21 protein-coding genes and 2 CRISPR repeat arrays are annotated in these 25,825 nt (G+C 69.0%); of the genes, 13 read left to right on the top strand and 8 right to left on the bottom strand.

What is annotated here, in order from left to right; all coding sequences use genetic code 11:
• Window positions 1–705 precede the first annotated feature (705 nt).
• On the top strand, window positions 706–1,791 hold the full coding sequence (locus tag ABZV38_RS33535; protein ID WP_356332220.1) for an integrase core domain-containing protein: 1,086 nt from the start codon (window positions 706–708) through the stop codon (window positions 1,789–1,791).
• Between the two features lie 35 nt (window positions 1,792–1,826).
• On the opposite strand, the gene ABZV38_RS33530 is transcribed toward ABZV38_RS33535, so the two are convergent.
• From ABZV38_RS33530 to ABZV38_RS33515, 4 genes are all read right to left on the bottom strand, one after another.
• Window positions 1,827–1,949 carry a hypothetical protein gene (locus ABZV38_RS33530; protein WP_356332219.1) on the bottom strand — a complete coding sequence of 41 codons (123 nt, stop codon included), beginning with the start codon at window positions 1,947–1,949 and terminating at the stop codon, window positions 1,827–1,829.
• Window positions 1,950–2,200: 251 nt separating this feature from the next.
• Window positions 2,201–2,938, bottom strand: a complete 738-nt coding sequence (locus ABZV38_RS33525; RefSeq protein WP_356332218.1) for a DDE-type integrase/transposase/recombinase — start codon at window positions 2,936–2,938, stop codon at window positions 2,201–2,203.
• Between the two features lie 76 nt (window positions 2,939–3,014).
• Window positions 3,015–3,470, bottom strand: a complete 456-nt coding sequence (locus ABZV38_RS33520) for a hypothetical protein (RefSeq protein ID WP_356332217.1) — start codon at window positions 3,468–3,470, stop codon at window positions 3,015–3,017.
• Between the two features lie 50 nt (window positions 3,471–3,520).
• Window positions 3,521–3,748 (bottom strand): hypothetical protein, encoded by a 228-nt coding sequence (locus tag ABZV38_RS33515; protein WP_356332216.1) that lies wholly within the window; start codon window positions 3,746–3,748, stop codon window positions 3,521–3,523.
• Window positions 3,749–4,129: 381 nt separating this feature from the next.
• A CRISPR array of direct repeats spans window positions 4,130–6,470; the repeat unit is 29 nt; unit sequence GGGACCATCCCCGCGGGTGCGGGGAGCAG.
• Between the two features lie 242 nt (window positions 6,471–6,712).
• Here ABZV38_RS33515 and cas3 point away from each other — a divergent pair.
• From cas3 to ABZV38_RS33470, 9 genes are all read left to right on the top strand, one after another.
• Entirely contained in the window at window positions 6,713–9,649 is a 2,937-nt protein-coding gene (cas3, locus tag ABZV38_RS33510; RefSeq protein WP_356332215.1) for a CRISPR-associated helicase Cas3', read from the top strand.
• Entirely contained in the window at window positions 9,642–11,342 is a 1,701-nt protein-coding gene (gene casA, locus ABZV38_RS33505; protein WP_356332214.1) for a type I-E CRISPR-associated protein Cse1/CasA, read from the top strand. Before cas3 ends, casA begins: the two co-directional genes overlap by 8 nt.
• Window positions 11,339–12,046, top strand: a complete 708-nt coding sequence (casB, locus tag ABZV38_RS33500) for a type I-E CRISPR-associated protein Cse2/CasB (protein ID WP_356332213.1) — start codon at window positions 11,339–11,341, stop codon at window positions 12,044–12,046. The genes casA and casB overlap by 4 nt, the downstream gene beginning before the upstream one ends.
• The gene (gene cas7e / locus ABZV38_RS33495) at window positions 12,043–13,248 is read left to right on the top strand and encodes a type I-E CRISPR-associated protein Cas7/Cse4/CasC (protein WP_356332212.1); all 1,206 of its coding nucleotides are present in this window, start codon (window positions 12,043–12,045) and stop codon (window positions 13,246–13,248) included. The genes casB and cas7e overlap by 4 nt, the downstream gene beginning before the upstream one ends.
• Window positions 13,245–13,964 (top strand): type I-E CRISPR-associated protein Cas5/CasD, encoded by a 720-nt coding sequence (cas5e, locus tag ABZV38_RS33490; protein WP_356332211.1) that lies wholly within the window; start codon window positions 13,245–13,247, stop codon window positions 13,962–13,964. The genes cas7e and cas5e overlap by 4 nt, the downstream gene beginning before the upstream one ends.
• Window positions 13,964–14,734 carry a type I-E CRISPR-associated protein Cas6/Cse3/CasE gene (cas6e, locus tag ABZV38_RS33485; protein WP_356332210.1) on the top strand — a complete coding sequence of 257 codons (771 nt, stop codon included), beginning with the start codon at window positions 13,964–13,966 and terminating at the stop codon, window positions 14,732–14,734. Before cas5e ends, cas6e begins: the two co-directional genes overlap by 1 nt.
• A 4-nt stretch (window positions 14,735–14,738) precedes the next feature.
• Window positions 14,739–15,716 (top strand): type I-E CRISPR-associated endonuclease Cas1e, encoded by a 978-nt coding sequence (gene cas1e / locus ABZV38_RS33480; protein WP_356332209.1) that lies wholly within the window; start codon window positions 14,739–14,741, stop codon window positions 15,714–15,716.
• Complete coding sequence (gene cas2e / locus ABZV38_RS33475; protein WP_356332208.1) at window positions 15,713–16,069, top strand: type I-E CRISPR-associated endoribonuclease Cas2e; 357 nt, start codon at window positions 15,713–15,715, stop codon at window positions 16,067–16,069. The genes cas1e and cas2e overlap by 4 nt, the downstream gene beginning before the upstream one ends.
• A gap of 93 nt (window positions 16,070–16,162) precedes the next feature.
• Window positions 16,163–20,404: direct repeats of the CRISPR family, unit length 29 nt; unit sequence CTGCTCCCCGCACCCGCGGGGATGGTCCC.
• Between the two features lie 40 nt (window positions 20,405–20,444).
• Window positions 20,445–20,591: a hypothetical protein gene (locus ABZV38_RS33470; RefSeq protein WP_356332207.1), complete on the top strand. Its 147-nt coding sequence runs from the start codon at window positions 20,445–20,447 to the stop codon at window positions 20,589–20,591.
• Here ABZV38_RS33470 and ABZV38_RS33465 read toward each other — a convergent pair.
• Window positions 20,585–20,713, bottom strand: coding sequence for a hypothetical protein (locus tag ABZV38_RS33465; RefSeq protein ID WP_355230515.1), 129 nt, complete (start codon window positions 20,711–20,713; stop codon window positions 20,585–20,587). The genes ABZV38_RS33470 and ABZV38_RS33465 overlap by 7 nt on opposite strands.
• 106 nt (window positions 20,714–20,819) lie before the next feature.
• Between ABZV38_RS33465 and ABZV38_RS33460 the strand changes: the two genes are divergently transcribed.
• Complete coding sequence (locus tag ABZV38_RS33460; RefSeq protein WP_356332206.1) at window positions 20,820–21,392, top strand: hypothetical protein; 573 nt, start codon at window positions 20,820–20,822, stop codon at window positions 21,390–21,392.
• Between the two features lie 90 nt (window positions 21,393–21,482).
• On the top strand, window positions 21,483–21,665 hold the full coding sequence (locus ABZV38_RS33455; RefSeq protein ID WP_356332205.1) for a hypothetical protein: 183 nt from the start codon (window positions 21,483–21,485) through the stop codon (window positions 21,663–21,665).
• 22 nt (window positions 21,666–21,687) lie between these two features.
• On the opposite strand, the gene ABZV38_RS33450 is transcribed toward ABZV38_RS33455, so the two are convergent.
• Window positions 21,688–22,332, bottom strand: a complete 645-nt coding sequence (locus ABZV38_RS33450) for a hypothetical protein (RefSeq protein WP_356332204.1) — start codon at window positions 22,330–22,332, stop codon at window positions 21,688–21,690.
• A 1,071-nt stretch (window positions 22,333–23,403) separates the two neighbouring features.
• Here ABZV38_RS33450 and ABZV38_RS33445 point away from each other — a divergent pair.
• Entirely contained in the window at window positions 23,404–23,643 is a 240-nt protein-coding gene (locus ABZV38_RS33445) for a PHP domain-containing protein (RefSeq protein WP_356332203.1), read from the top strand.
• A 405-nt stretch (window positions 23,644–24,048) separates the two neighbouring features.
• Here ABZV38_RS33445 and ABZV38_RS33440 read toward each other — a convergent pair whose 3' ends face one another.
• Both ABZV38_RS33440 and ABZV38_RS33435 read right to left on the bottom strand, forming a co-directional pair.
• Window positions 24,049–24,951, bottom strand: coding sequence for an alpha/beta hydrolase (locus ABZV38_RS33440; RefSeq protein WP_356332202.1), 903 nt, complete (start codon window positions 24,949–24,951; stop codon window positions 24,049–24,051).
• 147 nt (window positions 24,952–25,098) lie between these two features.
• Window positions 25,099–25,825: CocE/NonD family hydrolase C-terminal non-catalytic domain-containing protein (locus tag ABZV38_RS33435; protein WP_356332201.1), on the bottom strand; the 727-nt coding region annotated here is incomplete at its 5' end.

Below are 25,825 nucleotides of genomic sequence, written 5' to 3'. Positions count from 1 at the left end.
GATGTGCCACCCGAGGAAGTCCAGTCCCTCATCGATGCGGGTGATCAGGGTCTTCTCCGGGGACAGGCGCAGGCCCATCGTGGACAAGACCCCAGGGGCGTGTAAGCGTTCTTGTGTAAGTCCTCAGGATTTACTGGGCGCTGATCCGGTCTTCGAAGAACAGCACGAATGCGATGCGGGTGCTCTTCCAGTGCGCGGCGACATGGTTGATGTCGCGCGTTTTGAATTCGATCATTTCCCGGACTGCGAGGCAGAGCACCTTCAACGGGGCTTGTTCCGAGGGGAAATGACCACGGTTGCGGGTGGTCTTGCGTAGACCGGCCGGCAGACGGAGCGGGCCGCATGTCGGTCGTCCGTCCACGGGCGTGTGACGACTGCTATTCGATACTCGCCCGTCACCGGTCCCAGCTCGTCGGCGCCGATCACCGTCGCGTCGTCGGGCGGGTGGGCGTAGAGACCGATGATCCTCGTCCTTTTGGGACGAAGTCCGAATCCTTCGACCGTGTCCAGGACCGGGCCGCGACCGCCTCGGTCCGCGCTGCTGCGGCCAGGGATTCCAGAGTCCACTCCGGCTGGCCCGGCCTCGTCGAACGCCCGCAGCTCTCCGACGGGCTCCCTATCCCGCTCGAAAACAGGATTCTGGGCCTGACCTGCAAACTTCCCAACCAGAGCAACGGTCCGCACGGAATCTGGGACGATCCTTCGATGTTCTTGTCGATCATCTCCGCGCTGGCCCGGAACCTCGTCACGGCGCCCGCTGCCGTGCTGCGCAGCCGCGTGGCCAAGGACGCGGAGGTGTTGGCACTACGGCACGAGAACGCGGTGCTGCGCCGTCAGATCGCCCGGGTCCGCTACGAGCCGGCCGACCGGATCTGGCTCGCCGCACTCTCCCGGTTGGTCCCTCGCGATCGCTGGCGTCAGGTCTTCGCGGTCACCCCCACCACACTGCTTCGGTGGCACCGACAACTCGTGGTACGCAAGTGGACATTCGCCCAGAACAGGCGTCCCGGCAGACCCTCCACCGCGCCCACCATCAAGCAACTCATTCTGCGTCTGGCCCGAGAGAACAGCAGTTGGGGCCACCGCCGGATACAGGGCGAACTCGCCGACCTCGGCTACCCGATCGCCCCGTCCACAGTCTGGGAGATCCTGCACACTGCTGGCATTGACCCCGCCCCGCAGCGCTCCGGCCCGACTTGGCGTCAGTTCCTCACCGCCCAGGCCCACGGCATCATCGCCGCCGACTTCCTGCACCTCGACACCGTCTCGCTCAACCGCCTGTACGCCCTGGTCTTCATCGAGCACGGCACCCGGCGCCTGCACCTTGTCGGCGTCACCGCCCACCCCACCGCCCAGTGGACCACGCAGCAGGCCAGGAACCTCGCCATGACGTTGGGGCGCCGGATGGACTCGCTGCGCTTCCTCCTCCGGGACCGGGATACGAAATACACCCGCTCCTTCGACGTCGTCTTCGAAGCAGACGATGTGGAGATCCTGCTCAGCCCACCCCGGGCACCGAGAGCCAACGCGATCTGCGAGCGAGCCGTGGGCACCCTACGCCGCGAGATCCTCGACCGGATCCTGATCTACAACGAGGCTCACGCTCATGCAGTCCTCACTGCGTACATCAGCCACTACAACCAGCACCGCCCCCACCAGGGCCGGCAGCAACTACCCCCAGACGCCAACGAACCGCCCACCCCTGCCACCGTCACCGACCTTCAGGCCCACCGGATCCGGCGACAACCCATCCTCGACGGCCTGATCAACGAGTACCACCACGCTGCCTGACCGCGCGGCGTCACCGCAGCTCACAGGGCCGAATCCTAATTTCGAGCGGCACACGAGTTGAGTGCGTTGTTCTTGTCGAGAAACGGCGCCGTGTAGTTGTCCGGGTCCGGGAAGTCCGGGAACCAGCCCATGCCATAGACCGCGTAGTCCCCACGCATCTGCGCCGGAAGGAACGGCGGTCAGTGAGCGCAGGACGGGTTGTCCGGTGTGGTCGTTGTGCCAGATCGCGGCGGTCAGCGCGAGGATTCGCGTCGAGAGCCCGTTGCGTTGAGAGACGCACGGCGGGTTCGGCGAGAGGTCCGGAGAAACGGACCGAGAGCAATCCCGGCACCGCGCTCCGGGCCTACTCAGCGACGCGCGCACGCTGGGTTGCGGTATCAGTGACCGTATCGCGGCTCAGAAGGCCGCTCTATCCGCACAATCGCGAAGGAGCACAGTGTGACGACAACGGTTTGTCCTTGCTGACCCGGGGGCGCGAGTGACTCCTGGTGACGCCGAGGTCGATCAGCAGTTGGGAGACCTTCTTGCTGGTCATCGAAGTGCCTCGGTCCGCGTGCACGGTCTCGGGCACGATGCCGTTGCGCTCGATCGTCTCGCGGATCAACTCCTCGGCCCGCTCGGCTGTTTCGGCCCGCTCGACGGTGTGACCGACGATGTAGCGGCTGAAGATGTCGATGATGACGTAGGCGTGGTACCAGATGCCCTTGTCAGGGCCGGGCAGCTTGGTGATGTCCCAGGTGAACACCTGCGATGGCCCGGTCGCCACCAGTTCGGGGATCGTTTTGGCCGGGTGGGTGGCCTGGCGGCGGCGTTCGCCGTTCTGCCCGGCGGCGGACAGGATCCGGTACATCGTCCGCTCCGAGCACCAGTAGTTCCCCGCGTCCAGCTCACGCACCCAGACCTGCGCGGGCGGCAGATCGGCATACTCCGGCCGGTTCAGCAGCGCCAGGACCTCGGCCCGTTCGGCCGGCGAGAGGGCCGAGGCGGGCGCGGGTCTCGGGGACGGCACGGGCCTCGGCTTCGGGTTGATGCGGCGGTAGTGGGTGGCGCGCGAGCGCCCGGTCAGCCGCCGTGCCCCGAGCGCGGCCAGGGCTGCCCGAACTCGGCGGGCCTCCTCCAGCCCACTCTTCCTCGCTCCAGTCAGCACCTCTGCGATCCATAAGCGGCACAGTGCCATACGGGATCCTGGCGACTGGGGACGCGCGGTTCGCATCTCGACACGCTCACCAACACTCCTCCGAGCGGCCGGCCCATATGCAGTCCGGGCCCGGACTGCTGCCACTCTCGCTGCGGGCGCACATCGACGCCCCCACGATGATCATCACGACAATGGCGCCATTGATCAGCCAGCGTTTCGCCCGCTCATCTGCGATCACCTCGGCCTTGCGGGCGATCTCCTCTTCCCGCTCAGCCTCCGCTTCCTCCGCTTCCTGTGCCTGCTGCTCTTCCTGCTCCCTCAGCTCTGTTGTCACTTCCCGTGGCCAGTGCGAGGAGCTTCCTTCCTCGAACTCCTTCAGCGCCTCCTGCCACTGCGTGCGTGACTCATAGGGTTCACGCAGCGACACGTCATGTCCGAGGCAGGCGTAACAGCCCATGACGGCCTCGGACCTGTCCAGCAGGGGGATGGCTGCGACATGCACATCGTCCTGGCAGAGCGTGCAGTGGTCAGGTATCGGCATAAGCGCGGAGTCTACGAGCGCCTGACGGAGAGGACGTCCCCCGGGGTTCCTCAGCGGGAGAACGTGCCGCCGGGTGCGGTCGGTCCTGACTCGGTTGCTGCGATGGCCTCATCAAGGTCCAGGAGCGCGCACCGCAGCATCAATACGGACCCGCCGAATGCCAGTCCTGCTTCGCCGGTCCCGATCAGATCCCTGGGGGTGGCGGTGAACGCCCGTGACACCCAGCGGGCGCCATCCTCGTCCTCGTCCACGTACTCGGAGGACGCCAGGGCGGCCACGGCCGCGGGCAGTTCATCGCTGCCTGGCTTTATTCACGCCTCGTGAAGTCGGTTCTTCACGACTCCGGGAGGCACCCGCCTCGGCAGGATGTCGATGTCCACGAGAACGGGAGGCGGTACGCCACAGTGGCCCGCGTGACGGCGTCGAGGCTGCACCACCGGTCACCCGGCCCCGTAGCCAGCGCTTTTGCCCACGGCCACCTGGGACCCGATGACGCCCCAGGCGCCGGGGAGGTCCCCCGGCGGTGGGCGGTGCTGTCCGTCGTCGTGAACAACAGCTCGGTGCCGACCGCCGAAGTGCCTCCCGAACTGCTGGAGAAACGCTGCTCCCCGACACGTACAGAGCCAGAAGCGCACGGCGCCGCAATCAAAGCCCGCGCCGGGACCATCCCCGCGCGTGCGGGGAGCAGTCAAGCCGGGTACGGGCAAGACCACCAGCGCGGGGACCATCCCCGCGGGTGCGGGGAGCAGGCGCCGAAGCCGTACGCCCCGCCGCGGGGACCATCCCCGCGGGTGCGGGGAGCAGAGCCGGCCACCGGTCGGCATGTAGCGATTCAGGGGACCATCCCCGCGGGTGCGGGGAGCAGGACACCGTGGCCCGTAAGACCCTGGCGGGTCTGGGACCATCCCCGCGGGTGCGGGGAGCAGCACGACAGCCGAGCCGGCCTTCCACCGTCCCTGGGACCATCCCCGCGGGTGCGGGGAGCAGCAGCGCGGACGCCCCGTGAACATCACCCTGATGGGACCATCCCCGCGGGTGCGGGGAGCAGTTACCGAACACTGGGTGCCGCAGCCGCCCCGTGGGACCATCCCCGCGGGTGCGGGGAGCAGTACGCGGTGAAGGTGGGCCCGGCCTGGTAGCCGGGACCATCCCCGCGGGTGCGGGGAGCAGATAGGTGCGCGGCTTACGAACGGCCATGGGTGGGGACCATCCCCGCGGGTGCGGGGAGCAGAGAAGGCTGCCCATGCGCGGAAGGCGAAGGGTGGGACCATCCCCGCGGGTGCGGGGAGCAGGACTCATGCTTGAACGCGGTGTACGTGGCGTGGGGACCATCCCCGCGGGTGCGGGGAGCAGCGTCCATGTACGCGGCCAGGGCCCCGAGGAACGGGACCATCCCCGCGGGTGCGGGGAGCAGGCGGGATGTGCGCTGCAATGCTGCGACGTCGGGGGACCACCCCCGCGGGTGCGGGGAGCAGGAACCGATGCGGTTCCGGGTGCGGCATTCGGGGGGACCATCCCCGCGCGTGCGGGGAGCAGACCATGGCCCACTCGGACGCACTGGCCCGGAGGGGACCATCCCCGCGGGTGCGGGGAGCAGCTCGCGAAGGCGACTGGTCGTCCTGACGAGGCGGGACCATCCCCGCGGGTGCGGGGAGCAGCTCCTGGTACGTGAGCCTGGCGACAACTCGTAGGGACCATCCCCGCGGGTGCGGGGAGCAGGTCCACGCACTGTGGACCGTGGGAGCCCACCTGGGACCATCCCCGCGGGTGCGGGGAGCAGCAGGTTGAAGAACACCTGGCCTACGGGCGACCGGGTCCATCCCCGCGGGTGCGGGGAGCAGGGGTCACCCCGCCCCGGACCACGTACACACAGGGGACCATCCCCGCGGGTGCGGGGAGCAGGCCTCCGGCCGCCTTGACCACCTTCACCACCCGGGACCATCCCCGCGGGTGCGGGGAGCAGAGGCAGGCTCCAAGCCGCTCGGCTACGTCACCGGGACCATCCCCGCGGGTGCGGGGAGCAGTCTTGGGGTCGCGCTTGAGTCTTGCCCGCATCGGGACCATCCCCGCGGGTGCGGGGAGCAGGTCTTTGTGACCCGCACCAACAACACTGCGACGGGACCATCCCCGCGGGTGCGGGGAGCAGGCAGCAGCGAGGACGGGTGCCGCGGCAGCGACGGGACCATCCCCGCGGGTGCGGGGAGCAGTCGGTCTTGGAGTACGTCTTGAGCATGTCGGCGGGACCATCCCCGCGGGTGCGGGGAGCAGACCCAGCCCTTCCAGAAGGACTCGACCCGGTGGGGACCATCCCCGCGGGTGCGGGGAGCAGTGCAGACGCTTCGCGACGTCGCAGCGCAGCTGAGGACCATCCCCGCGGGTGCGGGGAGCAGACCTTCGGTCACATCGGGACGCCTTCGGCGTAGGGACCATCCCCGCGGGTGCGGGGAGCAGCCGGGCACCTATCCCCCCGGCGACCTCCGGGAGGGACCATCCCCGCGGGTGCGGGGAGCAGGCGGAACTCCCCGAGACGACCGACGCACCGATGGGACCATCCCCGCGGGTGCGGGGAGCAGAATCGGTCGCGCAAAAAAGAGGGCGAGAAGTCGGGACCATCCCCGCGGGTGCGGGGAGCAGTGATCAGGCCGCTCAGGCCAGGTGCTGCTGTAGGGACCATCCCCGCGGGTGCGGGGAGCAGTGCGCCTGTACCTGCTGCGCGCCGCGCAGCCAGGGACCATCCCCGCGGGTGCGGGGAGCAGGGGCGGGGGGTGGCCCGGGCGCGCGGGGTGTTGGGACCATCCCCGCGGGTGCGGGGAGCAGAGCGGGGATGGTCGAGTACCGGCCGGAGCCGAGGGACCATCCCCGCGGGTGCGGGGAGCAGGGGCTGGAGCAGCAGGCGCAGGGCTGGGTGACGGGACCATCCCCGCGGGTGCGGGGAGCAGATGTCCACCGCGTAGGCGTTGTTCGAGTTGGTGGGACCATCCCCGCGGGTGCGGGGAGCAGACTGCGTGACCTGCGGCTTTATCGCGACAACACGCAGTTTTCCCACACTTTCACCGAGTCCGGCATAACAGGCATAACACCCTTGGTTCTTCCGTCTAGACGTCCGGTGGACGGCAGGGCAAAAGGATCATCCTAGAGCCTGTCTGCCTGCTGTCAGGGAGTTACTCTCGGGTCGGAAGAAGATTTCTTGAGTTTTCGTCATATAGGCATTCTGGGACCGCGTTTGCCTGTATTTATCTGGCATGACGGGTGAGGGAAAGACCCGCTCGGGCCTGCGGGGCAGGCTCGACGGGCCGGTGCTGACGGTATGGGCGAAGCACGACAGGGATTCCGACGGGTGGCTGCCGTTGTGGCGGCACATGGAGGACAGCGCCGCTGTGGCCGGTCTGCTGTGGGACAATTGGCTGCCCGCGAGCGTACGGAAATTGATCGCCTCGGCGCTGCCCGGTGGTGAGCAGGACGCACGGCGGCTTGCCGTGTGGCTGGCGGGGGTGCACGACATCGGGAAGGCGACGCCCGCTTTCGCCTGTCAGGTCGACCAGCTCGCAGACCTTATGCGTGAGCAAGGGCTGCAGATGCGCTCGGCGCGGGCCCTCGGGCCGGACCGCAGGGTCGCGCCGCACGGGCTGGCCGGGCAGGCGTTGCTGGGGGAGTGGCTGAAGGAACGGCACGGCTGGACGGTGAAGCAGACCGGGCAGGTCACGGTCGTCGTGGGAGGACACCACGGGGTGCCTCCGGAGCACGGTCACATCGCCGCCCTGCACAAGCACGGGCACCTGCTGCGTACCCCGGGACCAAGCCGAGCCGCGTGGCACCGAGTGCAGGACGAGCTGCTCGATGCGTGCGCCGACGAGTACGGCGTACGGCACCGGCTGGAGGAGTGGCGTTCGGTGAAACTGCCGCAGCCGGTGCAGGTGTTGCTCACAGCACTGGTGATCGTCGCCGACTGGGTCGCCAGCAACGCCGACCTCTTCCCTTACTTCCCGCAGGATGTCGTCCGCAGCAGTGAGGAGCGCGTGGCCGCGGCCTGGCGCGGCCTGGACCTGCCGGCGCCCTGGTGCCCGGACGAGCCTCCAGGCGACGCCCAGGAACTGTTCGCCTCCCGCTTCGATCTGCCGCCAGGGGCGAAGGTCCGGCCGGTGCAGGAAGCCGCCGTCGAACTGGCCCGGGCGATGGCAGACCCGGGGCTGATGGTGATCGAGGCGCCGATGGGGGAGGGGAAGACCGAGGCCGCCCTGGCGGTCGCCGAGATCTTCGCTGCCCGCTCGGGGGCGGGCGGCGTGTTCTTCGCGCTGCCGACCATGGCCACCGGCAATGCGATGTTCCCCCGCCTTCTGGACTGGCTCGAGCGGCTGCCCGCAGCCGAAGACGCCCGGTACTCCGTCCTGCTCGCTCACTCGAAGGCCGCGTTGAACGAGGACTTTGCCGACCTGATGCGCGAGAGCGGCCACCGGATTGTCGCGGTCGACGCGGACGCGCCCGAGGAGCCGCAATGGCGCCCCACGCACACGACACGGTCCGCTCCTGCCGAGCTCGTCGCGCACGCCTGGCTGCGTGGCCGTAAGAAGGCCATGCTGTCCTCGTTCGTCGCGGGAACCGTCGACCAGTTGCTGTTCGCCGGGCTCAAGAGCCGCCACCTGGCAATGCGTCACCTTGCGGTCGCCGGGAAGGTCGTCGTGATCGACGAGGCGCATGCCTACGACACGTACATGAGCGTCTACCTCGACCGTGTGCTGTCGTGGCTCGGCGCGTATCGCGTGCCAGTAGTGGTGCTGTCCGCGACCCTGCCCGCGGGCAGGCGCCGCGAGCTCGTCGAGGCGTACGCGGGCGGCAAGGCCGAAGCAGCCCGGAGTGCCACGGAGTTCGAGGCGGTGGGCAAGGCCGGCGCCTATCCTCTGCTGACCGCCGTGACACCCGGCGGGGAGCCTGTCCTGAGGAATCCTGGTGCCTCCGCCCGGGGCACGGACGTCATCCTGGAGCGGATCGACGACGACCTGGACGTTCTCGTCGACCGACTCGCCACTGAGCTGGACGGCGACGGCTGCGTGCTGGTCGTACGCAACACGGTCAAGCGGGTGCTGGAGACCGCCCAGGTGCTCAGGGCGAGGTTCGGCGATGAGCACGTGACGGTCGCTCACTCGTGCTTCATCGACATCGATCGTGCAGCGAAGGACGCAGATCTCCTGAAACGCTTCGGGCCGCCGGGCAAAGCGGAAGGCCGCCCGGCGGGGCCGCACATCGTTGTGGCCAGCCAGGTGGCCGAGCAGTCCCTCGATGTCGACTTCGACCTGCTTGTCACCGACCTCTGCCCGGTCGACCTGCTGCTCCAGCGCATGGGGCGTCTGCACCGGCATCAGCGGGGGGAGGGGCAGCACGAACGTCCCGAAGGGCTGCGCCGGGCGCGCTGTCTGGTCACTGGTGTCGACTGGACGGGCGATGTGCCGGCGCCGGTGCGGGGCTCGGTCGCCGTGTACGGGGCGTACGCGCTCCTGCGGTCCGCGGCCGCGCTCCTGCCTCACTTCGAGCAAGGGCCAAGCCGTCCGGTACGGCTGCCCGACGACATCAGCCCGCTCGTACAGGCGGCATACGCCGACGCACCCACAGGCCCGCAGAGCTGGGCACCGGCGATGGCCGATGCCCTCGAACGGTACGAGCGGCACCGCGCCGACCAGGCCGAGCGCGCGGCTGTGTTCCGGCTGGAGGAGGCCGGAAGGGATGGCAGGCCCTTGTTCGGGTGGGTGGCGGCGGGAGTGGGCGACGCGGACGACACCCGGACCGGGCGGGCCCAGGTTCGCGACAGCAGGGAGAGTCTGGAGGTCGTCGTTGTGCAGCAGCGCGCCGACGGATCGCTGACGACGGTTCCCTGGCTGGCGCAGGACCGCCATGGCAACCGGCTCGGGGGGCTGGAACTGCCCCGGGACCAGCCCCCGCCGCCGCGAACGGCACGGGCGGCGGCGAGCTGCGGACTGAGACTGCCGATCCAGTTCTCGTACGCCGATGTCATGGACCGCGCGATCGAAGAGCTGGAGGAACTCTACGTACCCGCCTGGCAGGTGAAGGACAGTCACTGGCTCTCCGGCCAGCTGATTCTTCCGCTCGACGAGGATTGTCAGACCCGTCTGGCAGGGTTCTCACTCCGCTACAGCAAGAGCGACGGACTTGAGGTGAGCAGTGCCTGACACAAGCGATGAGACAGCGGGCGCGCTGTCGTTCGACCTGACCACACAGCCCTGGGTTCCGGTGCTGAGACAGGACGGTTGCCAGGACGAGCTGTCGCTGCGCGAGGTGTTCGAGCAGGCCGGCACCCTGCGTCGGCTCGTCGGGGACCTGCCCACCCAGGAATTCGCCCTGCTACGCCTGCTGCTCGCCCTGACCCACGACGCGTTCGACGGACCGCGAGACGCCGAGCACTGGGCAGATCTGTGGGCGGATGAAAACTGCTTCGCGCCCCTGGCCGCCTATCTCGACGAACACCGCGGCCGGTTCGACCTGCTCGATGCCCATGCACCGTTCTTCCAGGTCGCCGGGCTGCACACGGCGAAGAACGAGGTCTTCCCGCTCAACCGCATCGTGGCCGATGTCCCCAACGGGGAGCCCTTCTTCAGCTCCAGGATGCCCACCGTCGACCGGCTCACGTTCGCCGAGGCCGCCCGCTGGGTCGTCCACACCCACGCCTACGACACCTCCGGCATCAAGACCGGTGTCGCGGGCGACGACCGGGTCAAGGGCGGCAAGGTGTATCCGCTTGGGGTCGGCTGGGCCGGCAATCTCGGAGGAGTCTTCGCGGAGGGGCACACACTGCGGGAAACTCTCCTGCTCAACCTCGTGGCTCCTGCCGACACCCCCGGCCTGAGTTCCGACGGCGACCACGACCTTCCTGCCTGGCGGCGCGAGGCGTGCGGGCCGGGCGAAAGTCCGAAGCGTCCACCCGCGGGCGTACGTGACCTGTACACCTGGCAGTCGCGGCGCCTGCTCCTGCACGCCGACGCCGTCGGCGTGCACGGCGTGGTCCTTGGCTACGGTGACCCGCTCACCGCGCGCAACAAGCACGTCTACGAGCCGATGACCGCCTGGCGGCGCAGTGCTGCGCAGGAGAAGAAGCATGGCGAACCCCTGGTCTACATGCCCCGAGAACACGACCCGGCCCGCTCCGCGTGGCGGGGGATCTCCTCCCTGATCGCCGACCGGACCGAGGCGTCCCAGGGGGCGGAAGCCGCGAGCTATCTGCGGCCCAGGGTCCTCGAGTGGATTGCGCGTCTGGTGACAGACGGCGAGCTGGAGGAAGGCTTCCTCGTTCGGGCCCGGATCGTCGGTGCCCAGTACGGCACGCAGCAGTCCGTCATCGACGAGGTCGTCGATGACCACATTTCCATGGCGGTGGTCCTGCTCCACCAGCAAAAACGAGAGTTCGCCGAGCAGGCCGTCGGCGCCGTCACCGATGCCGACGACGCCGTCAAGGCACTCGGCGACCTCGCCACGGACCTCGCCCGTGCCGCCGGCACCGAGACCGAAGGACCCGGTGCCACGGCACGCGATCTCGGTTTTGCAGCACTCGACACTGCGTACCGCACGTGGCTGGCCGATCTGGACGGCCATGGCGACCCGTACGAGCAGCGCGCCGAATGGCAGCGGCGGGTGCACCGGATCGTGGGCAGGCTCGGCGACCGGCTCATCACCGAGGCCGGAGACGCCGCATGGCAAGGGCGGACCATCACGGTGAAGAACGGCTCCGAGTGGCTCAACTCCGCTCTCGCGGGCAAGTGGTTCCGATCCCGCCTGGACAGGTGCCTGGGCCACCCGAATCTTCCCGACCAGCCATCGGGCGCAGGCAGCGCCCCGGTGACCGAGACCGCCACGAAGGTGCACGCATGACGACCGCCATTGCTCCGCCCACCGTCCGCCGGCGCGTCGAACAGCTCGCCGGCGAACGCATCACCGCACTCCAGCGCGGATATCTGGCTGACGAGGCGACGGCCGTGGCTGCCCTCGCCAGGCTCCGCAGAGGTGCGGGCCGCGAAGCCGGACAGCTCCCCGACCTGTGGAATCTCATCGACACCACCCCGCTGCACGAACCGCACAACGGCGCCCGGACATTGAGTGAAGGGGAAATGGTCTGCGCCGAAGACGCCCTGCACGTGGCCCTCACGCTGTGGGCCCTGCACCAGCAGTCACGCCGCGAGGCCGAAATGCACCAGAGCGGCAGCCGCGGAAAGCCGCGCGGAGTAGGCGCTGCCGTGCGCCGCATGATGAAGCCGGGCGAGATCGACGAACCCCTGCGCAAACGCCTGGTCCGAGCCGGCACTGCACCGGATCTGACCGCCCTCGCCCAGCGCCTGCGGGACATCGTCCTGCTGCTGCGCCGCGACCAGTTCCCGCTCGACTATGCGCTGCTCGCCGGACAGCTCTACCGCTGGCAGCAGCCCGGCGGTCCGGACGACGTACGCAGGGAATGGGGCCGGTCGTTCCACGCCTGGCATGAAGAGGACCAGAAGACCGGGGAACAGACGCCCGTCGGCGCCCCGGCCACGACCACCGACACCACCGACACGACCTACACCGACAAGGACGCCTCGTGACCCGCTTCTACCTTGACGTGCACGCCCTGCAGACCGTCCCGCCCAGCAACCTGAACCGGGACGACACCGGTGCCCCGAAGACCGCGGTGTACGGGGGAGTGCCGCGGGCCCGAGTTTCCAGCCAGGCATGGAAGAAGGCCACCCGGGACTACTTCAAGGCCGAGAGCCTCCTCGACCCGAGCGAACTGGGTGTGCGCACCAAGAAGGTCGTCGAGGTCCTGGCCGACCACATCTGCGACGTCGACCCCTCACAGGGGCAGGCGGACGCCCTGAAGCTGGCGGCCGAGGTCATCGTCGCCACGGGCTTGAAGATCGAGGCACCCAAACGCAAGACCTCCGCGAAGGAGGCAGCAGCGGAGGACGATGCGGCGGAGCCGGTACCCCAGTCCAAGTACCTCATGTTCCTCAGCGCCCGCCAGCTCGACGGACTCGCCCGTCTCGCCGTCGAAGGCGCCGCGGACATCAAGGCGTTCCTGAAGGACAAGGACAACAAGGCCCGGGCCAAGCAGATCGCCGACACCCGCCACTCCGTGGACATTGCACTGTTCGGCCGTATGGTCGCCGACTCCGCCGACATCAACGTCGACGCCGCTGTCCAGGTCGCCCATGCCATCAGTGTTCACAGGGTCGAGAACGAGTCCGACTACTTCACGGCCGTCGACGACCACAACAAGGACACCGAGCCGGGCGCCGGAATGATCGGCACCGTCGACTTCAACTCAGCAACCCTCTACCGCTACGCAGCCCTCGGCGTCCATCAGCTGGCCGCCAACCTCGGCGAAGGGCTGCGCGAGGACGAGTCGCGCACTACCCCGGTGCGCCGCGCCGTCGAAGCGTTCGTCCGCGGCTTCACCGAGTCGCTGCCGACCGGCAAGATCAACACCTTCGGTCACCACACGCTCCCTGACGCCGTGATCGTCAAGCTTCGCACCACCCGCCCCATCAGCTTCGTCGCCGCCTTCGAGGAGCCCGTCCGCGGCAACCAAGGCGGCCACGTGTCCGAGGCATCCGCACGGCTGGCGGAGTACATCCCCGACATCGAGCGGGCATACGGAAACGAGGACTCCACCCTCACATGGGTGCTCCGAGTCGGCCCGAACACACAGAAGCTCGCCGGCATCGGAACCGAATCGGCGAGCATCAACGAGCTCGTCACCTCGATCGGCCAGGCCGTCGCCGAGCGCCTGGAGAAGCCCGCATGAGCGTGCTCACCCTGCGACTGGCGGGCCCCCTGCAGTCCTGGGGGGCCTCCGCCCGTTTCACCCGCCGCACCACCGAGTCCGCGCCGACCAAGAGCGGCGTGATCGGCATGCTCGCCGCAGCCTCCGGCATCGAACGCGACGACGACGAAGCCTTGTCCAACCTGGGTGCGCTCCGGTTCGGCGTACGCATCGACCAGCCAGGCACTCGGATAAGGGACTTCCAGACCGCACACCACGGCGTCACCGGTACCTCCATGCCGCTGTCCGAGCGCTTCTACCTCGCAGACGCAGTCTTCGTCGCAGCCCTCGAGGGCGACGAGGCACTGCTCGCCACCCTGCACGCCGCCCTGCGCGCACCGGTGTACCCGCCGTTCCTGGGCCGCCGCTCCTGCCCACCAGCTCACCCGGTCGAACTCGGACTCCACGACGGCATCTCACTCCACCAGGCACTCAAGCACGAACCATGGCAGGCGGCCCCCTGGTACCGCCGACAGCACAACCGAGAGGCCACGGTGTCCCTCGTCGTCCTGCGCGAGGCCCACGAGGACGAACACGACGCGGACTTCCAACGCGACCAGCCTCTCAGTTTCGCCGCCGAACACCGCCGGCATGCCCTGCGCACTGTGGTCAGCAGGACCGTGGACATTCCCAACCCGGCTGCCGCGCCCCGGTATCCCCGGCACGATCCGTTCGATGCCCTGGAGGAGAGCGCCTGATGTTCCTGACCCGCTTCCGTGTGAACACCGCGCGCCCCGGCGCCCGCCGCCTGCTCTCCTCCCCCCAGGTGCTCCACGCGGCAGTCATGGCGTCGTTCCCCGGCCTGCTCCCCACAGACACAGCCGCCCCCGAGGGACCACGAGTGCTGTGGCGCCTCGACCAGAACGCGAGGGCCGAGGTGCTGCTGTACATCGTCAGCCCGGCCCGACCCGACCTCACCCACCTCGTGGAGCAGGCCGGCTGGCCCGCAGCGGCCACCGACCCGGAGACTCCGGGCTGGCAGACCAGGCCCTACGCCCCGCTCCTCGACCGTCTGACCGCGGGGGAGAGATGGGCATTTCGGCTGACCGCCAACCCGGTCCACCACATCCGCCGCAAGGCGGACGAGCCGAAAAAGCGCACCGCCCACCTGACTCCCGTGCACCAGATGGCGTGGCTCCTCGACCGTCAGGAGCGCGGAGGCTTCCGCATCCTCGAGAAGCCGAACGGCAAACGACTGCTGCCCGGCGGAACGACGTTCAAGAAGCACGAGCACCCCGGGGACCAGTACGAACTGACCGTCCGTGACAAACGCGACCTGTCCTTCGACAAGGCCCGCAGCGCCGACACCCGTGGGAGGCCCGTAAGCCTTGTGACGGTCACCTTCGACGGCCGCCTCGAAGTAACCGACCCCGCCGCGCTGCGCAGCACCCTCACACAGGGGATCGGCAAGGCGAAGGCGTACGGCTGCGGCCTCATCACCCTGGCACCACTCACCGGCACGGGGTGAAACGGTGACAACGGTCTCCCAGCGCACTGCCCTCACCCCACGCCACCTCACCCGCACCGGTGAACGGCTGTCCTTCATCTACCTGGAGCGCTGCACAGTGCACCGGGACGCCAACGCCATCACCGCCGAGGACGCGGACGGCACCACCCACATACCGTCGGCGACCATCGGCACCCTGCTCCTGGGCCCCGGCACCCGCATCACACACCAGGCAATGAGCGTCCTTGGAGAGACTGGCGCCGCCGTCGCATGGGTGGGGGAGCAAGGCGTGCGCTACTACGCAGGCGGGCGCGCCCTGACCCGCTCATCCGCGCTTGCCGAGGCCCAGGCGGTCCAGTGGGCGAACGTCCGCAGCCGTCTGGCCGTCGCCCGCGCCATGTACCGGCTGCGCTTCCCCGACGAGGACCCAGCCGGGCTCACCCGTCATGGACTCCTCGGCCGAGAAGGCCGCCGCGTCAAGGACTGCTACCGGGCCCAGGCGGCCCGCACCGGAATCCGATGGCACGGCCGCAAATACACCCCAGGTGACTTCGCCGCCGGCGACCCGGTCAACCAGGCCATCACCGCCGCCGCCCAGTGCATGTACGGCATCGCTCACGCGGTCGTGGCATCCCTTGGCTGCAGCCCGGCACTGGGCTTCGTCCACTCCGGCCACGAACTGTCCTTCGTCCTCGACATCGCCGACCTCTACAAGACCGAAATCGGCATTCCCCTGGCCTTCGACATCGCCGCGGAGGACGAAGAGGACGTGGCCTCCCGCACGCGCAGAGCCCTGCGTGACCGCATCAACGAAACGTCCCTGCTGGACCGCTGTGTGGACGACATCAAGCACCTCCTTCTGCAGGACGACGGGCCAGGCCCCGCAGTCTCCGGCGATCATGATGTCGTCACGCTCCAGAGCGACGGAGGCCGCAAAGTTGCAGCCGGCCGCAACTACGGAGAAACGACGGACAGCGATGAGGACGAGGCGATGCTCTGGTGACCGTGATCGTTCTCACGAACTGTCCCGTCGGTCTGAGAGGGTTCCTTACCCGCTGGCTGCTCGAGATCTCCGCAGGCGTCTTCATCGGCAACCCATCGGCAAGAATCCGCGACGTGCTGTGGGACGAGGTACAGCAGTACGCGGGCCAGGGAAGGGCCCTGCTCGCCCATACGACGAACAACGAACAGGGCTTTACCTTCCGGAGCCACGAACACAGTTGGCTCCCGATCGACCATGAGGGACTGACGCTGATTCGTCGTCCGAACGCTGGGGTGGCACCGAGGAAAGACAGCGATGGCCCGAAGACGGGCTGGAGCAAAGCATCCAAGCGGCGCCGCTTTGGCAGGTCATGAATGTCGGTAATGCGCGGTTCGATTCATTTGCCGGAATCTATGAAAGTACTCCAGAACGGCTCGCAGCCGCGCTAAAACCGCAGGTCGCGGAGTCTGCTCCCCGCACCCGCGGGGATGGTCCCGGGTGCTCCTAGCTGAGTTGGCGACGCACGTCCTGCTCCCCGCACCCGCGGGGATGGTCCCAGCAAGGGCGCGTGGGGCCCGGTCCACGGGGTCTGCTCCCCGCACCCGCGGGGATGGTCCCATGGCCCGGTCCTCACCCATGGTGATTTCCTTCTGCTCCCCGCACCCGCGGGGATGGTCCCAGCCCAGCAGCTGGGCCGCGAGGCCGAGAGGGCTGCTCCCCGCACCCGCGGGGATGGTCCCTCGACCTCTTCGGCACCGAAGACGAGCCGGACCTGCTCCCCGCACCCGCGGGGATGGTCCCCGGACGGGGAGCGGGGCTGAGCGGGACCCGGACTGCTCCCCGCACCCGCGGGGATGGTCCCGACCGTGCCGCCATGGCAGCCGACGAGAAGCGCTGCTCCCCGCACCCGCGGGGATGGTCCCAATCCGGAGGTGAGTGATGTCCAGCACGCGGTCTGCTCCCCGCACCCGCGGGGATGGTCCCCACTTGACGTACGCGCGGGAGCGATGACGTACCTGCTCCCCGCACCCGCGGGGATGGTCCCGGCTCCTGACCTGCCGTTTTCCCGACTCCAGGCTGCTCCCCGCACCCGCGGGGATGGTCCCGGACGTGGCGTCACCGTCCTTCAGGCCTGCCTCTGCTCCCCGCACCCGCGGGGATGGTCCCACCAAAGCGTCCCCGCTCCACATCGAGACCGACTGCTCCCCGCACCCGCGGGGATGGTCCCCAGCGACGGGGCGCTGATCCCCGACCAGACCGCTGCTCCCCGCACCCGCGGGGATGGTCCCTGGCGCTCCTCGCCGCGCAGCCGGCACATGGCCTGCTCCCCGCACCCGCGGGGATGGTCCCGCGGCCACAGCCTCACGCGGGTCCCGCGCGGCCTGCTCCCCGCACCCGCGGGGATGGTCCCTCCATTTGGAGATCCACGCCGCACGCTGCGACCTGCTCCCCGCACCCGCGGGGATGGTCCCGCTGAGCTCAGCCTTGCGGGTGTACGAGGAGACTGCTCCCCGCACCCGCGGGGATGGTCCCGCGTCCACGTGCCTGCTGTGGCCCGTCGGTCTCTGCTCCCCGCACCCGCGGGGATGGTCCCGGCTGGGCTCAGCACGTGCTCCACGACGGAGGCTGCTCCCCGCACCCGCGGGGATGGTCCCTGACCCACCATGGCGCGACCGCCGTGGAAGTGCTGCTCCCCGCACCCGCGGGGATGGTCCTTTCCCGGCACCGCCGATCCCGGTTTCCAGCCCCTGCTCCCCGCACCCGCGGGGATGGTCCCGTCGAGTCTCTGCAGGTCAGGTGATCTGATATCTGCTCCCCGCACCCGCGGGGATGGTCCCAACAAGGGAACGATTCAGGAAGTCGCCCGGATCTGCTCCCCGCACCCGCGGGGATGGTCCCAGAGCAGAGTCAGCTGGGCGGCGCACTCCTCACTGCTCCCCGCACCCGCGGGGATGGTCCCGTCGCCAGGTACTCGACGCGTTCACGCGAGAGCTGCTCCCCGCACCCGCGGGGATGGTCCCGTTGCGTCCCGTTCGGGCATCATGGCGGACAACTGCTCCCCGCACCCGCGGGGATGGTCCCACCTGTGGCGCACCCAGTACGGGGCGGCCCGCCTGCTCCCCGCACCCGCGGGGATGGTCCCCAGGCCAGGGGGAACTGCAATGCCTGAGATCACTGCTCCCCGCACCCGCGGGGATGGTCCCCGAGAGATCAGCGGGCCGCCCCTCGGATGGGACTGCTCCCCGCACCCGCGGGGATGGTCCCCGGCCGCCGTCTGCGCGACCAGGACGCCCGAGCTGCTCCCCGCACCCGCGGGGATGGTCCCGCGTTGAGCTCCCACGCGGAACGCTTCTCGTTCTGCTCCCCGCACCCGCGGGGATGGTCCCGCAGCGCCGCCTATCTACCGGGCCGTATGCGGCTGCTCCCCGCACCCGCGGGGATGGTCCCTTGAGCGAGTACATCGCCAAATCTCAGGACGGCTGCTCCCCGCACCCGCGGGGATGGTCCCCTGTACCCACCGCGGGACGTCCGATTGAAAGTCTGCTCCCCGCACCCGCGGGGATGGTCCCGCGAAATCGGCCGCATGACACAGCCACAGCTCCTGCTCCCCGCACCCGCGGGGATGGTCCCGCCCGTCAGGACCGCCGACAGGCCCGTCGCGACTGCTCCCCGCACCCGCGGGGATGGTCCCTTGGGGTTCAGCTTTTTGAGCTGCGTCATCGTCTGCTCCCCGCACCCGCGGGGATGGTCCCCGGGCGTCGGGTACCTCGACCATCTCGTCGGGCTGCTCCCCGCACCCGCGGGGATGGTCCCTCTCCATCGACCATGTCACCCCCCAGGCGAAGCTGCTCCCCGCACCCGCGGGGATGGTCCCGGGCCGGAGCCGTCGCGGTCGCCCTCCCGCGGCTGCTCCCCGCACCCGCGGGGATGGTCCCTCGACGTCCATCTTGTCCGCCTGCTGCATCAGCTGCTCCCCGCACCCGCGGGGATGGTCCCGTATGGAGGGTCAGACCGGGGTGAGCTCTGGTCTGCTCCCCGCACCCGCGGGGATGGTCCCGTATGGAGGGTCAGACCGGGGTGAGCTCTGGTCTGCTCCCCGCACCCGCGGGGATGGTCCCGCCATCGTGAAAGCCCAAACGGCTGGAACGGCCTGCTCCCCGCACCCGCGGGGATGGTCCCGGCAAGGTGATCACCGGCTCCACCCTGCAGACCTGCTCCCCGCACCCGCGGGGATGGTCCCAGGGACAGGTCGGGGATGACGATCTGTCCGTCCTGCTCCCCGCACCCGCGGGGATGGTCCCCGGCCCGACTGCCACCACCCGGTCACGGTGTCTCTGCTCCCCGCACCCGCGGGGATGGTCCCGACCGCCGTTACCGCCGTCGTTGTGTCCGAGTCTGCTCCCCGCACCCGCGGGGATGGTCCCCATTGGATCGGCGGCGGCGGGATCTCCGTCACCTGCTCCCCGCACCCGCGGGGATGGTCCCATCACCACCCTCGCCCTCCTCCAAGCCATCCACTGCTCCCCGCACCCGCGGGGATGGTCCCCGCAGGAGACGTCCGCTTCGGCCTGGCGGGCGCTGCTCCCCGCACCCGCGGGGATGGTCCCGTGGCGTCCGGCCACACCTCCCACGTGGTGTCCTGCTCCCCGCACCCGCGGGGATGGTCCCGAGGGCGCGCGCCTCACCACTGGCGCTCCACACTGCTCCCCGCACCCGCGGGGATGGTCCCTGCTTGATGTTCGCGAGCTTCTGCTGCAGCCCCTGCTCCCCGCACCCGCGGGGATGGTCCCTACCCGTGCGTATCGGTCTGGGAGGGAAAATCCTGCTCCCCGCACCCGCGGGGATGGTCCCGGGGCTACTACTACGGGCTGGCGTACCAATCCCGTCTGCTCCCCGCACCCGCGGGGATGGTCCCCTGCACCGACCGGGGCAAGCACCCGTCGGTCCCTGCTCCCTGCACCCGCGGGGATGGTCCCGGACCCTCGACAAGCCCGGTGTCGATCGCAGGCTGCTCCCCGCACCCGCGGGGATGGTCCCTGGCGAACCCCAACTCCCCGACAAGCCCGAGCCTGCTCCCCGCACCCGCGGGGATGGTCCCCGTGTGCAGCAAGCGGCCTGCCGCACCGCAGACTGCTCCCCGCACCCGCGGGGATGGTCCCCGATGCGGTGGGCCGCGCGTTATGGGTGTGCGCTGCTCCCCGCACCCGCGGGGATGGTCCCAGGTTGCTGAAGAACTCACCGACACGGCCCGCCTGCTCCCCGCACCCGCGGGGATGGTCCCTCACCTCCGGATTGTTGTGCCTGCTGGTGGGCCTGCTCCCCGCACCCGCGGGGATGGTCCCCGGGCCACGCGACGAGCAGCACGACGGAGGAACTGCTCCCTGCACCCGCGGGGATGGTCCCCGTTGGCTCGGCGACTGCGCCAACTGCGGCAACTGCTCCCCGCACCCGCGGGGATGGTCCCGGTGACGTCATCCGCTACGAGACCTACATCCGCTGCTCCCCGCACCCGCGGGGATGGTCCCTCCGCACCCAGTACACCGCGATCTTTGGAGGTCTGCTCCCCGCACCCGCGGGGATGGTCCCTCCGGGGCCGTGGTCCGTGAGCGCGAGAGCTACTGCTCCCCGCACCCGCGGGGATGGTCCCGAGAGCCCCATGGACTCCTGGCTCAACGAGCGCTGCTCCCCGCACCCGCGGGGATGGTCCCGACGAAAGCCCCCCCCTCCCGCCGAAGCGGGAGGGCGGTTGTGGTCTTCGCGACGGTTTCTCTCGTGTGGCCGCTGCTCCTCGCCCTGGTTGTCGCGCTCGACCTCTACGAGATACGCCGCGGCACCAGCTGGCGCGAGAGCCCGGCGGGCTATGAACCCGCCGGGCACCAGCCGCCTTCCTACTGAGCCTCCTCGGCCTCCTTGCGGCGCTCGGCCGCGCACTTCGGGCAGAGCTCGCAGGGCACGGACCCGCCCAGGAACGGGTGGGCGTGGTCGTGCTTGCACTCCTGACACCGGATGTACGTCATCCAGATCACCTCCTTCACCCCTTTCGCGCTCGCGACCGGGGAAGGACAGGACGATCCGCAGAATGCGTGTCCGGGGGCTGTCGGTGCTGCGCGCCATGATGGGGATGTGGACTACAGCCTTGTGATCGCCACCGCCCAGGCCGCAGGCCCCTGCCCGCTCGGCGAGGAAGCCGCCTGGGGCCGTCGGGTACACACCCTCACCGTCGACCTGCACATGATCGCCAGGCAGGCCGCGCAGGACGTCGACCGCCTGGAGAGCGCCAAGACGTTCGTCGCGTTCCTGGAGAAGGTCGAGATCGAGGAGACCAGCCGCCGCGGCCTGCTCACCCTGCGGCCGCCGTCCGGTGAAGCCGAGCACATCCGCACCGAGCAGGAGGAGACCGACCGCGGCCGCCAGATGATCGACCGGGCCCGCTCCCTCGTCGGCCGATGGGTACTCGTCTACCGGTACAACGAGGAGAAGGCCGGCAACCGGCAGCACAACGTGCGCATGCTCGCGCACCTCGTCGACCTGGGCGACGGTGCGATCTCCGTGAACGTGGCGAAGAAGGTCCTCCTCGACGACGCCGGCGGCGTCGTGGCCCGCGCTCAGGGAGCGTGGGAGAGCGCAGGCCTCCCGGGCGCAGGCACGGTGACGGTGGCGCAACTGGAGAAAGCGCGCGCAGAGCTGCAGAGCTGAGCCGCACCTGCAGTGCGGCCGACGGACCGGTGTCGCAGCCCGGCGAACATCCGGAACTCTGACGGAACAGAGGTTCGAAAGGAAAGCACCATGACCACACCTGCACCAGCCCAGCGCAAGGCCTCTGTCGTCCTGGACTGCCCGCCCGCGCACGTCGGCCGGTGCGCGCGCTGCCACCAGCCGTGCCACCGCTACGGCTTCGGCGGAAACCCCCTGTGCAGCACCTGCCGGGAGACCGTCGAGGCGGCCCGGCAGAAGAAGCCGCTCCGATAGCGACGAGAACTGTGCTCGTACGTCAGTCGGCGATGTCGTCGAACGACAGTTGAAGCGCGTCGGGGTCCGGGTCCGCTTTCGAGACGTACGCGACCGGTATCCAGCGGCTCCGGACCGTAACGCCCGCAGGAAGGGTCAGTTCGACCCTCATATACGTCCATTCACGGCGCTGGCCCAAGGTCATCCACTCGCGCTGAGTTTTCCACTCGACCGCCCCAAACGGCTCGACCTGCTTCTCCGCGTCCTCCGGTAGGGGCATCGAGGAACCGTGGTGTCGGTGCAAGTCGAAGGAGTCGACAAGCTTCCACCGCCAGTCGTCGAGGGGACGGATGACCCTCCACCTAGGCAAGCGCATCATGAAGCGGTTGAGTCTCCTGGTGCCGTAGCCGATGAAACCGTTGAGGATCCGGCGCCGAGCGCCTGGCCCGAATCTGACCAAGAGATCGTCGCCGAGCTTGATCGTGGCTTGCCCGTGGTTGATCAGCCGGACGCGCAGGTTCATGTCCGCGCGCCCCTCGGCGGGGAAGGATATGGAGACGTCGGAGACGTCGGCGTTGATGCCCAGTCGGGGCCGCGCCCGCCTGTATGTCGCATACGAGATCGTCATGGTGCTCGCAGAGGCGAGCGCACTTGCGGCCGCGATGAGGCGCGCAACGTTGTCTGCCATGCTCCCCGCTCCGGTAGTCGATGGGACATCACTGCAGTCACGCGGGTGGGGCAGGGGTCGGTTCCCTGGAAGGCGGCGACATTTGATCTGGGCCATGCCCGCTGCTCGGATCGCCTGCGCTGCGGCGTAACACTTTCGCCCTCTGCCCCGTATGTAGGGGTGACGCGCCCCCGGGGTAGGCGAACAGCCTGGTGTGACGGACCTCCCCGCGGGCGCCGACCAACTCCAGGGTCGGGATAACAGCAAGAAGCGCCAGAGTGCCCACCGGGGCCGTGGGCCCCGTGCCGGGATGCCGGAGGGGCGCGATGACCGTAGCGGACCGGGACCTTGCGATTCGGTTCGACACGGACCGAGACGAAAGCAGCAGCCGAACGAGGAGAGACCCCCTACAGCACTTCGCTCAGAACGAGCCGTCGGCCGCTACGTCCTGCTCGAGATCACCCCAACGTGATCGCTGCCGCCGCCCGCCTGCGGAATCAGTACAGGTCACTGCGGCTCGACCTCTCAGCCGCCGTCACGATGGCGCTCGCAGTCGCCTACGACACCGAATGTGTGTTGACCATCGACCACAGGGAATTTCGTACCGTCACCCCCTGACCTCGCACACCGCATTCCGCCTCCTCCCGGCCAACCTCTAGAAACACAGCCACCCGCCTCCGCCGGTCATCAACCGGCGGGGGCGTCCTGCGATCAGGGGCGGGCGGGGCGCAGGCAGGTAGAGGCGAACTCGGCCAGGGCGTACAAGGCGATAAGGCAAGCGACCGCCGTGGTGGGCGCGGTGCATCAGGGCCTCATGGCCGATCGGGCCTGGGCCTCCCTGCCGCTGGCGGCACGGTCCTGGACCTTCTGCGCTGTGGCGCACCATGCGTCTGCACGATGGCCGCTACGAGACGCAGGAAACCCCACCGAGGGCAGCGACCGAGAGTGCGCGGTGACAACTTTGTGTAATCGCCCGAGGTCATCGTTTGGATCCCTTTTGATCATCATTGAAGCGGGCGGGGGAGCGCTCTCCACGTCCCGCTGGGGGATAGGGTCAAGGCTTTCCACGAGCGCCTCGGAGGTGCCTGCCCGGTGGCTGACAGCTTTGTTCACCTGCACAATCACACCGAATACTCGATGCTCGACGGTGCCCAGCGGCTCAAGCCGATGTTCGCCGAGGTGGAGCGTCAGGGCATGCCCGCAATCGCGATGAGCGACCACGGCAACATGTTCGGAGCGTACGAGTTCCAGCAGGTGGCCAAGGGCTTCCAGGCTCGTAGCGGTGGGCCGCGAGTTCACAACCGCCAGGAGCGGATGCGGTCGGATGCCTGATCATCGCAATGTCTGGCCCAAGCCAGAGAGCCTCGGTGCGGACCACCCCGTGGCCTGGACGACTGTCGAGCGTGGAGCTCCGACGAGCACGCCGCCGGCTTCGCCGCCCGGTTCGGCAGCGGTCAGGAGCAGGCCGCCGTCTGATGGCACCGATCGTCCTCATCGACGAAGGCTGGCTCCTGGACATCGCCCAGACCTACGTCGTTCGGCCGGCAGGGACCGGTGGACGCGGGACTATCGCGGCGGCGGGTTCACCGCTCTGGTTCCCAAGCCGCGCAAGGCAGTTCCCCGGAATTGAGATGACCCGTTGTTGCCACCACCACTTGATGTGAGCCAGGCGAAGGCGGACAGCCCCCGAAACCCTGTCCGTTACGCGTCATCAACATGGTAGGTGGGGCCGTGAGGTCACCCCATGGTGACCTCTGCCAGCTTGCCGGCGACGAACGCCTCGATGGCGTCAAGGGTAAGGTCGGGCTGCTCGACATGGGGCATATGCCCGGCGTTGATAACGGGCTGGAAGTAGGCGTTGGCGAACGAGTCCGCGTACACGCGTCCGTACTCCGCCGGCACGACGCCGTCCTGCTCACCCCACAGGACAAGGACGGGCAGGGTGACGCGGTGCAACCGGCGCCGCAACTTCGGATCGTGCATGTACGGCTCGCCTGCATAGAGTTCCAGGGCACTCTGGTTGCCGGCCGCCGCCGTCTCTTGTGCGTCGCTCAGCGTGGCGGGGTCGGGGAGCAGGCTCGGGTTGTGGAAGGCCAGGCGGCCGACCTCGGTCGGGGGAAGCGCCCTGACGTCGGTGATTTTCGCGGGACCGTCGGTGCTAATGCCGACCGCGTTCATCACGACCAACCCGCTGAGCCGCCCGGAGACGTCGTGCAGGGCCATGTCCGAGGCGATCCAGCCACCGAGCGAGTTGCCGATGACCAGGACCTCGCGCAGGTTGAGCACGTCGAGGAGATCGAGATATGCCAAGGCGAGGTCGGTGACGCTGTCGAACCAGTCCGGCCGGGGCTGGCCATCGAAACCGGGATGCGTGGGGGTGATCACGTAAGAGTGTTCCGACAGCGCGGCTGCCAGTCCCGCGACCGACTGCGTTCCACCGCCGCCGTGCAGCAGCAGGATGCCGCTGCCGCCTGCGGCGGCGGCATCACCTCGCTCGTCCACGGTGATGCTCAGCCCATCACGCAGCTCGAACGTCCGGGACACGCTGCCAGGAGTGGAGATTGTCATGGTGTGGCATTCCTTCCACAGAATTGGGGGTGCAAGAGGTGTCGCGTGTTGTGCTGTGCGCCGTTCGTCCACCGGCCGACACCGTCCGTCGGCCGGTGGACGACGAAAGAACGCACCCTGGGGGTGATGCGGTGCGCTGTGTTCGCCTTAAGTTGCACTGCCGCATCCGCATCGATGAGCAGTGGCTGCACATGGTGAGGCTGATGGACTGCTGCCCGCCTAAGGGGCCTGGCGGGGGACTACGGGGAGAGTGATCGAGCTGGGGAGCAGGCGACCCGTGAAAACGCGGTTGACGGCCTTATGGTGATAGGAATCGTCGTAGTCACGCTCCCAGCCGGGGGTGGCCCCGCGGCCCTCAGCGGGTGAAATCTCAACGCGCAGGCGATGTCCTGCCGCGATGCGTCCGGTGGCCGCCATCATTTCGACCTCCACCTTGACGACTTCGTCGGGCAGTAGAGGCAGGGCGTCTTCGCGTCGGTGCGTGTGCCAGGGGCGCTCGGCGGTGGAACGTTTGGGATCAAGAACCCGATGCGAGGCCTTGAGGCATCCCCACGTGAGCGGGGCAACCGATTCAGGGTCGCGCGTCTGGTAGGTGACTTCTCGCTGACCGTCCATGACGCGTAGCGCGACGAAGAAGTCGGCGTCGGCCGACGTGGACGCGACCCACAGGACGGCCCGGAAATGACCCGCCAACTCGAGGTCCTCGTCGAGGGGAGCTGATTCGAACACGGCCATCGGCAGCTCGGGGGCCGCAGCCCGCACATCGGCGGAATACTCAGCAGTTCCCATGTGCTCGGGCAGGTGCAGAGTGATGGTTCCGTGCCCGTGTCCGCTGTCGGTGTCGAGGTAGAGTTTGCGGTATTCCGTGCCGGGAACCGGCCAGGTGGCTGCGTCACGCCATTCGAAGCCTCCGTCGCCGGTCCGCATGATCATGCGGACCGGCGAC

Origin of the sequence: Streptomyces sp. NPDC005181, from assembly GCF_040608395.1 — a bacterium.
Classification (GTDB): domain Bacteria; phylum Actinomycetota; class Actinomycetes; order Streptomycetales; family Streptomycetaceae; genus Streptomyces.
Note: the sequence above shows the minus strand (reverse complement) of the source record. Positions and strands in the feature narration are given on the sequence as shown.

Coding starts and splice junctions, on each gene's coding strand:
- ABZV38_RS33535 (WP_356332220.1), top strand. CDS start 706: ATGTTCTTGTCGATCATCTCCGCGCTGGCCCGGAACCTCGTCACGGCG.
- cas5e (WP_356332211.1), top strand. CDS start 13,245: ATGAGCGTGCTCACCCTGCGACTGGCGGGCCCCCTGCAGTCCTGGGGG.
- ABZV38_RS33450 (WP_356332204.1), bottom strand. CDS start 22,332: ATGGCAGACAACGTTGCGCGCCTCATCGCGGCCGCAAGTGCGCTCGCC.
- ABZV38_RS33530 (WP_356332219.1), bottom strand. CDS start 1,949: ATGCGTGGGGACTACGCGGTCTATGGCATGGGCTGGTTCCCGGACTTC.
- cas3 (WP_356332215.1), top strand. CDS start 6,713: ATGACGGGTGAGGGAAAGACCCGCTCGGGCCTGCGGGGCAGGCTCGAC.
- casB (WP_356332213.1), top strand. CDS start 11,339: ATGACGACCGCCATTGCTCCGCCCACCGTCCGCCGGCGCGTCGAACAG.
- cas6e (WP_356332210.1), top strand. CDS start 13,964: ATGTTCCTGACCCGCTTCCGTGTGAACACCGCGCGCCCCGGCGCCCGC.
- ABZV38_RS33520 (WP_356332217.1), bottom strand. CDS start 3,470: ATGCCGATACCTGACCACTGCACGCTCTGCCAGGACGATGTGCATGTC.
- ABZV38_RS33465 (WP_355230515.1), bottom strand. CDS start 20,713: ATGACGTACATCCGGTGTCAGGAGTGCAAGCACGACCACGCCCACCCG.
- ABZV38_RS33455 (WP_356332205.1), top strand. CDS start 21,483: ATGACCACACCTGCACCAGCCCAGCGCAAGGCCTCTGTCGTCCTGGAC.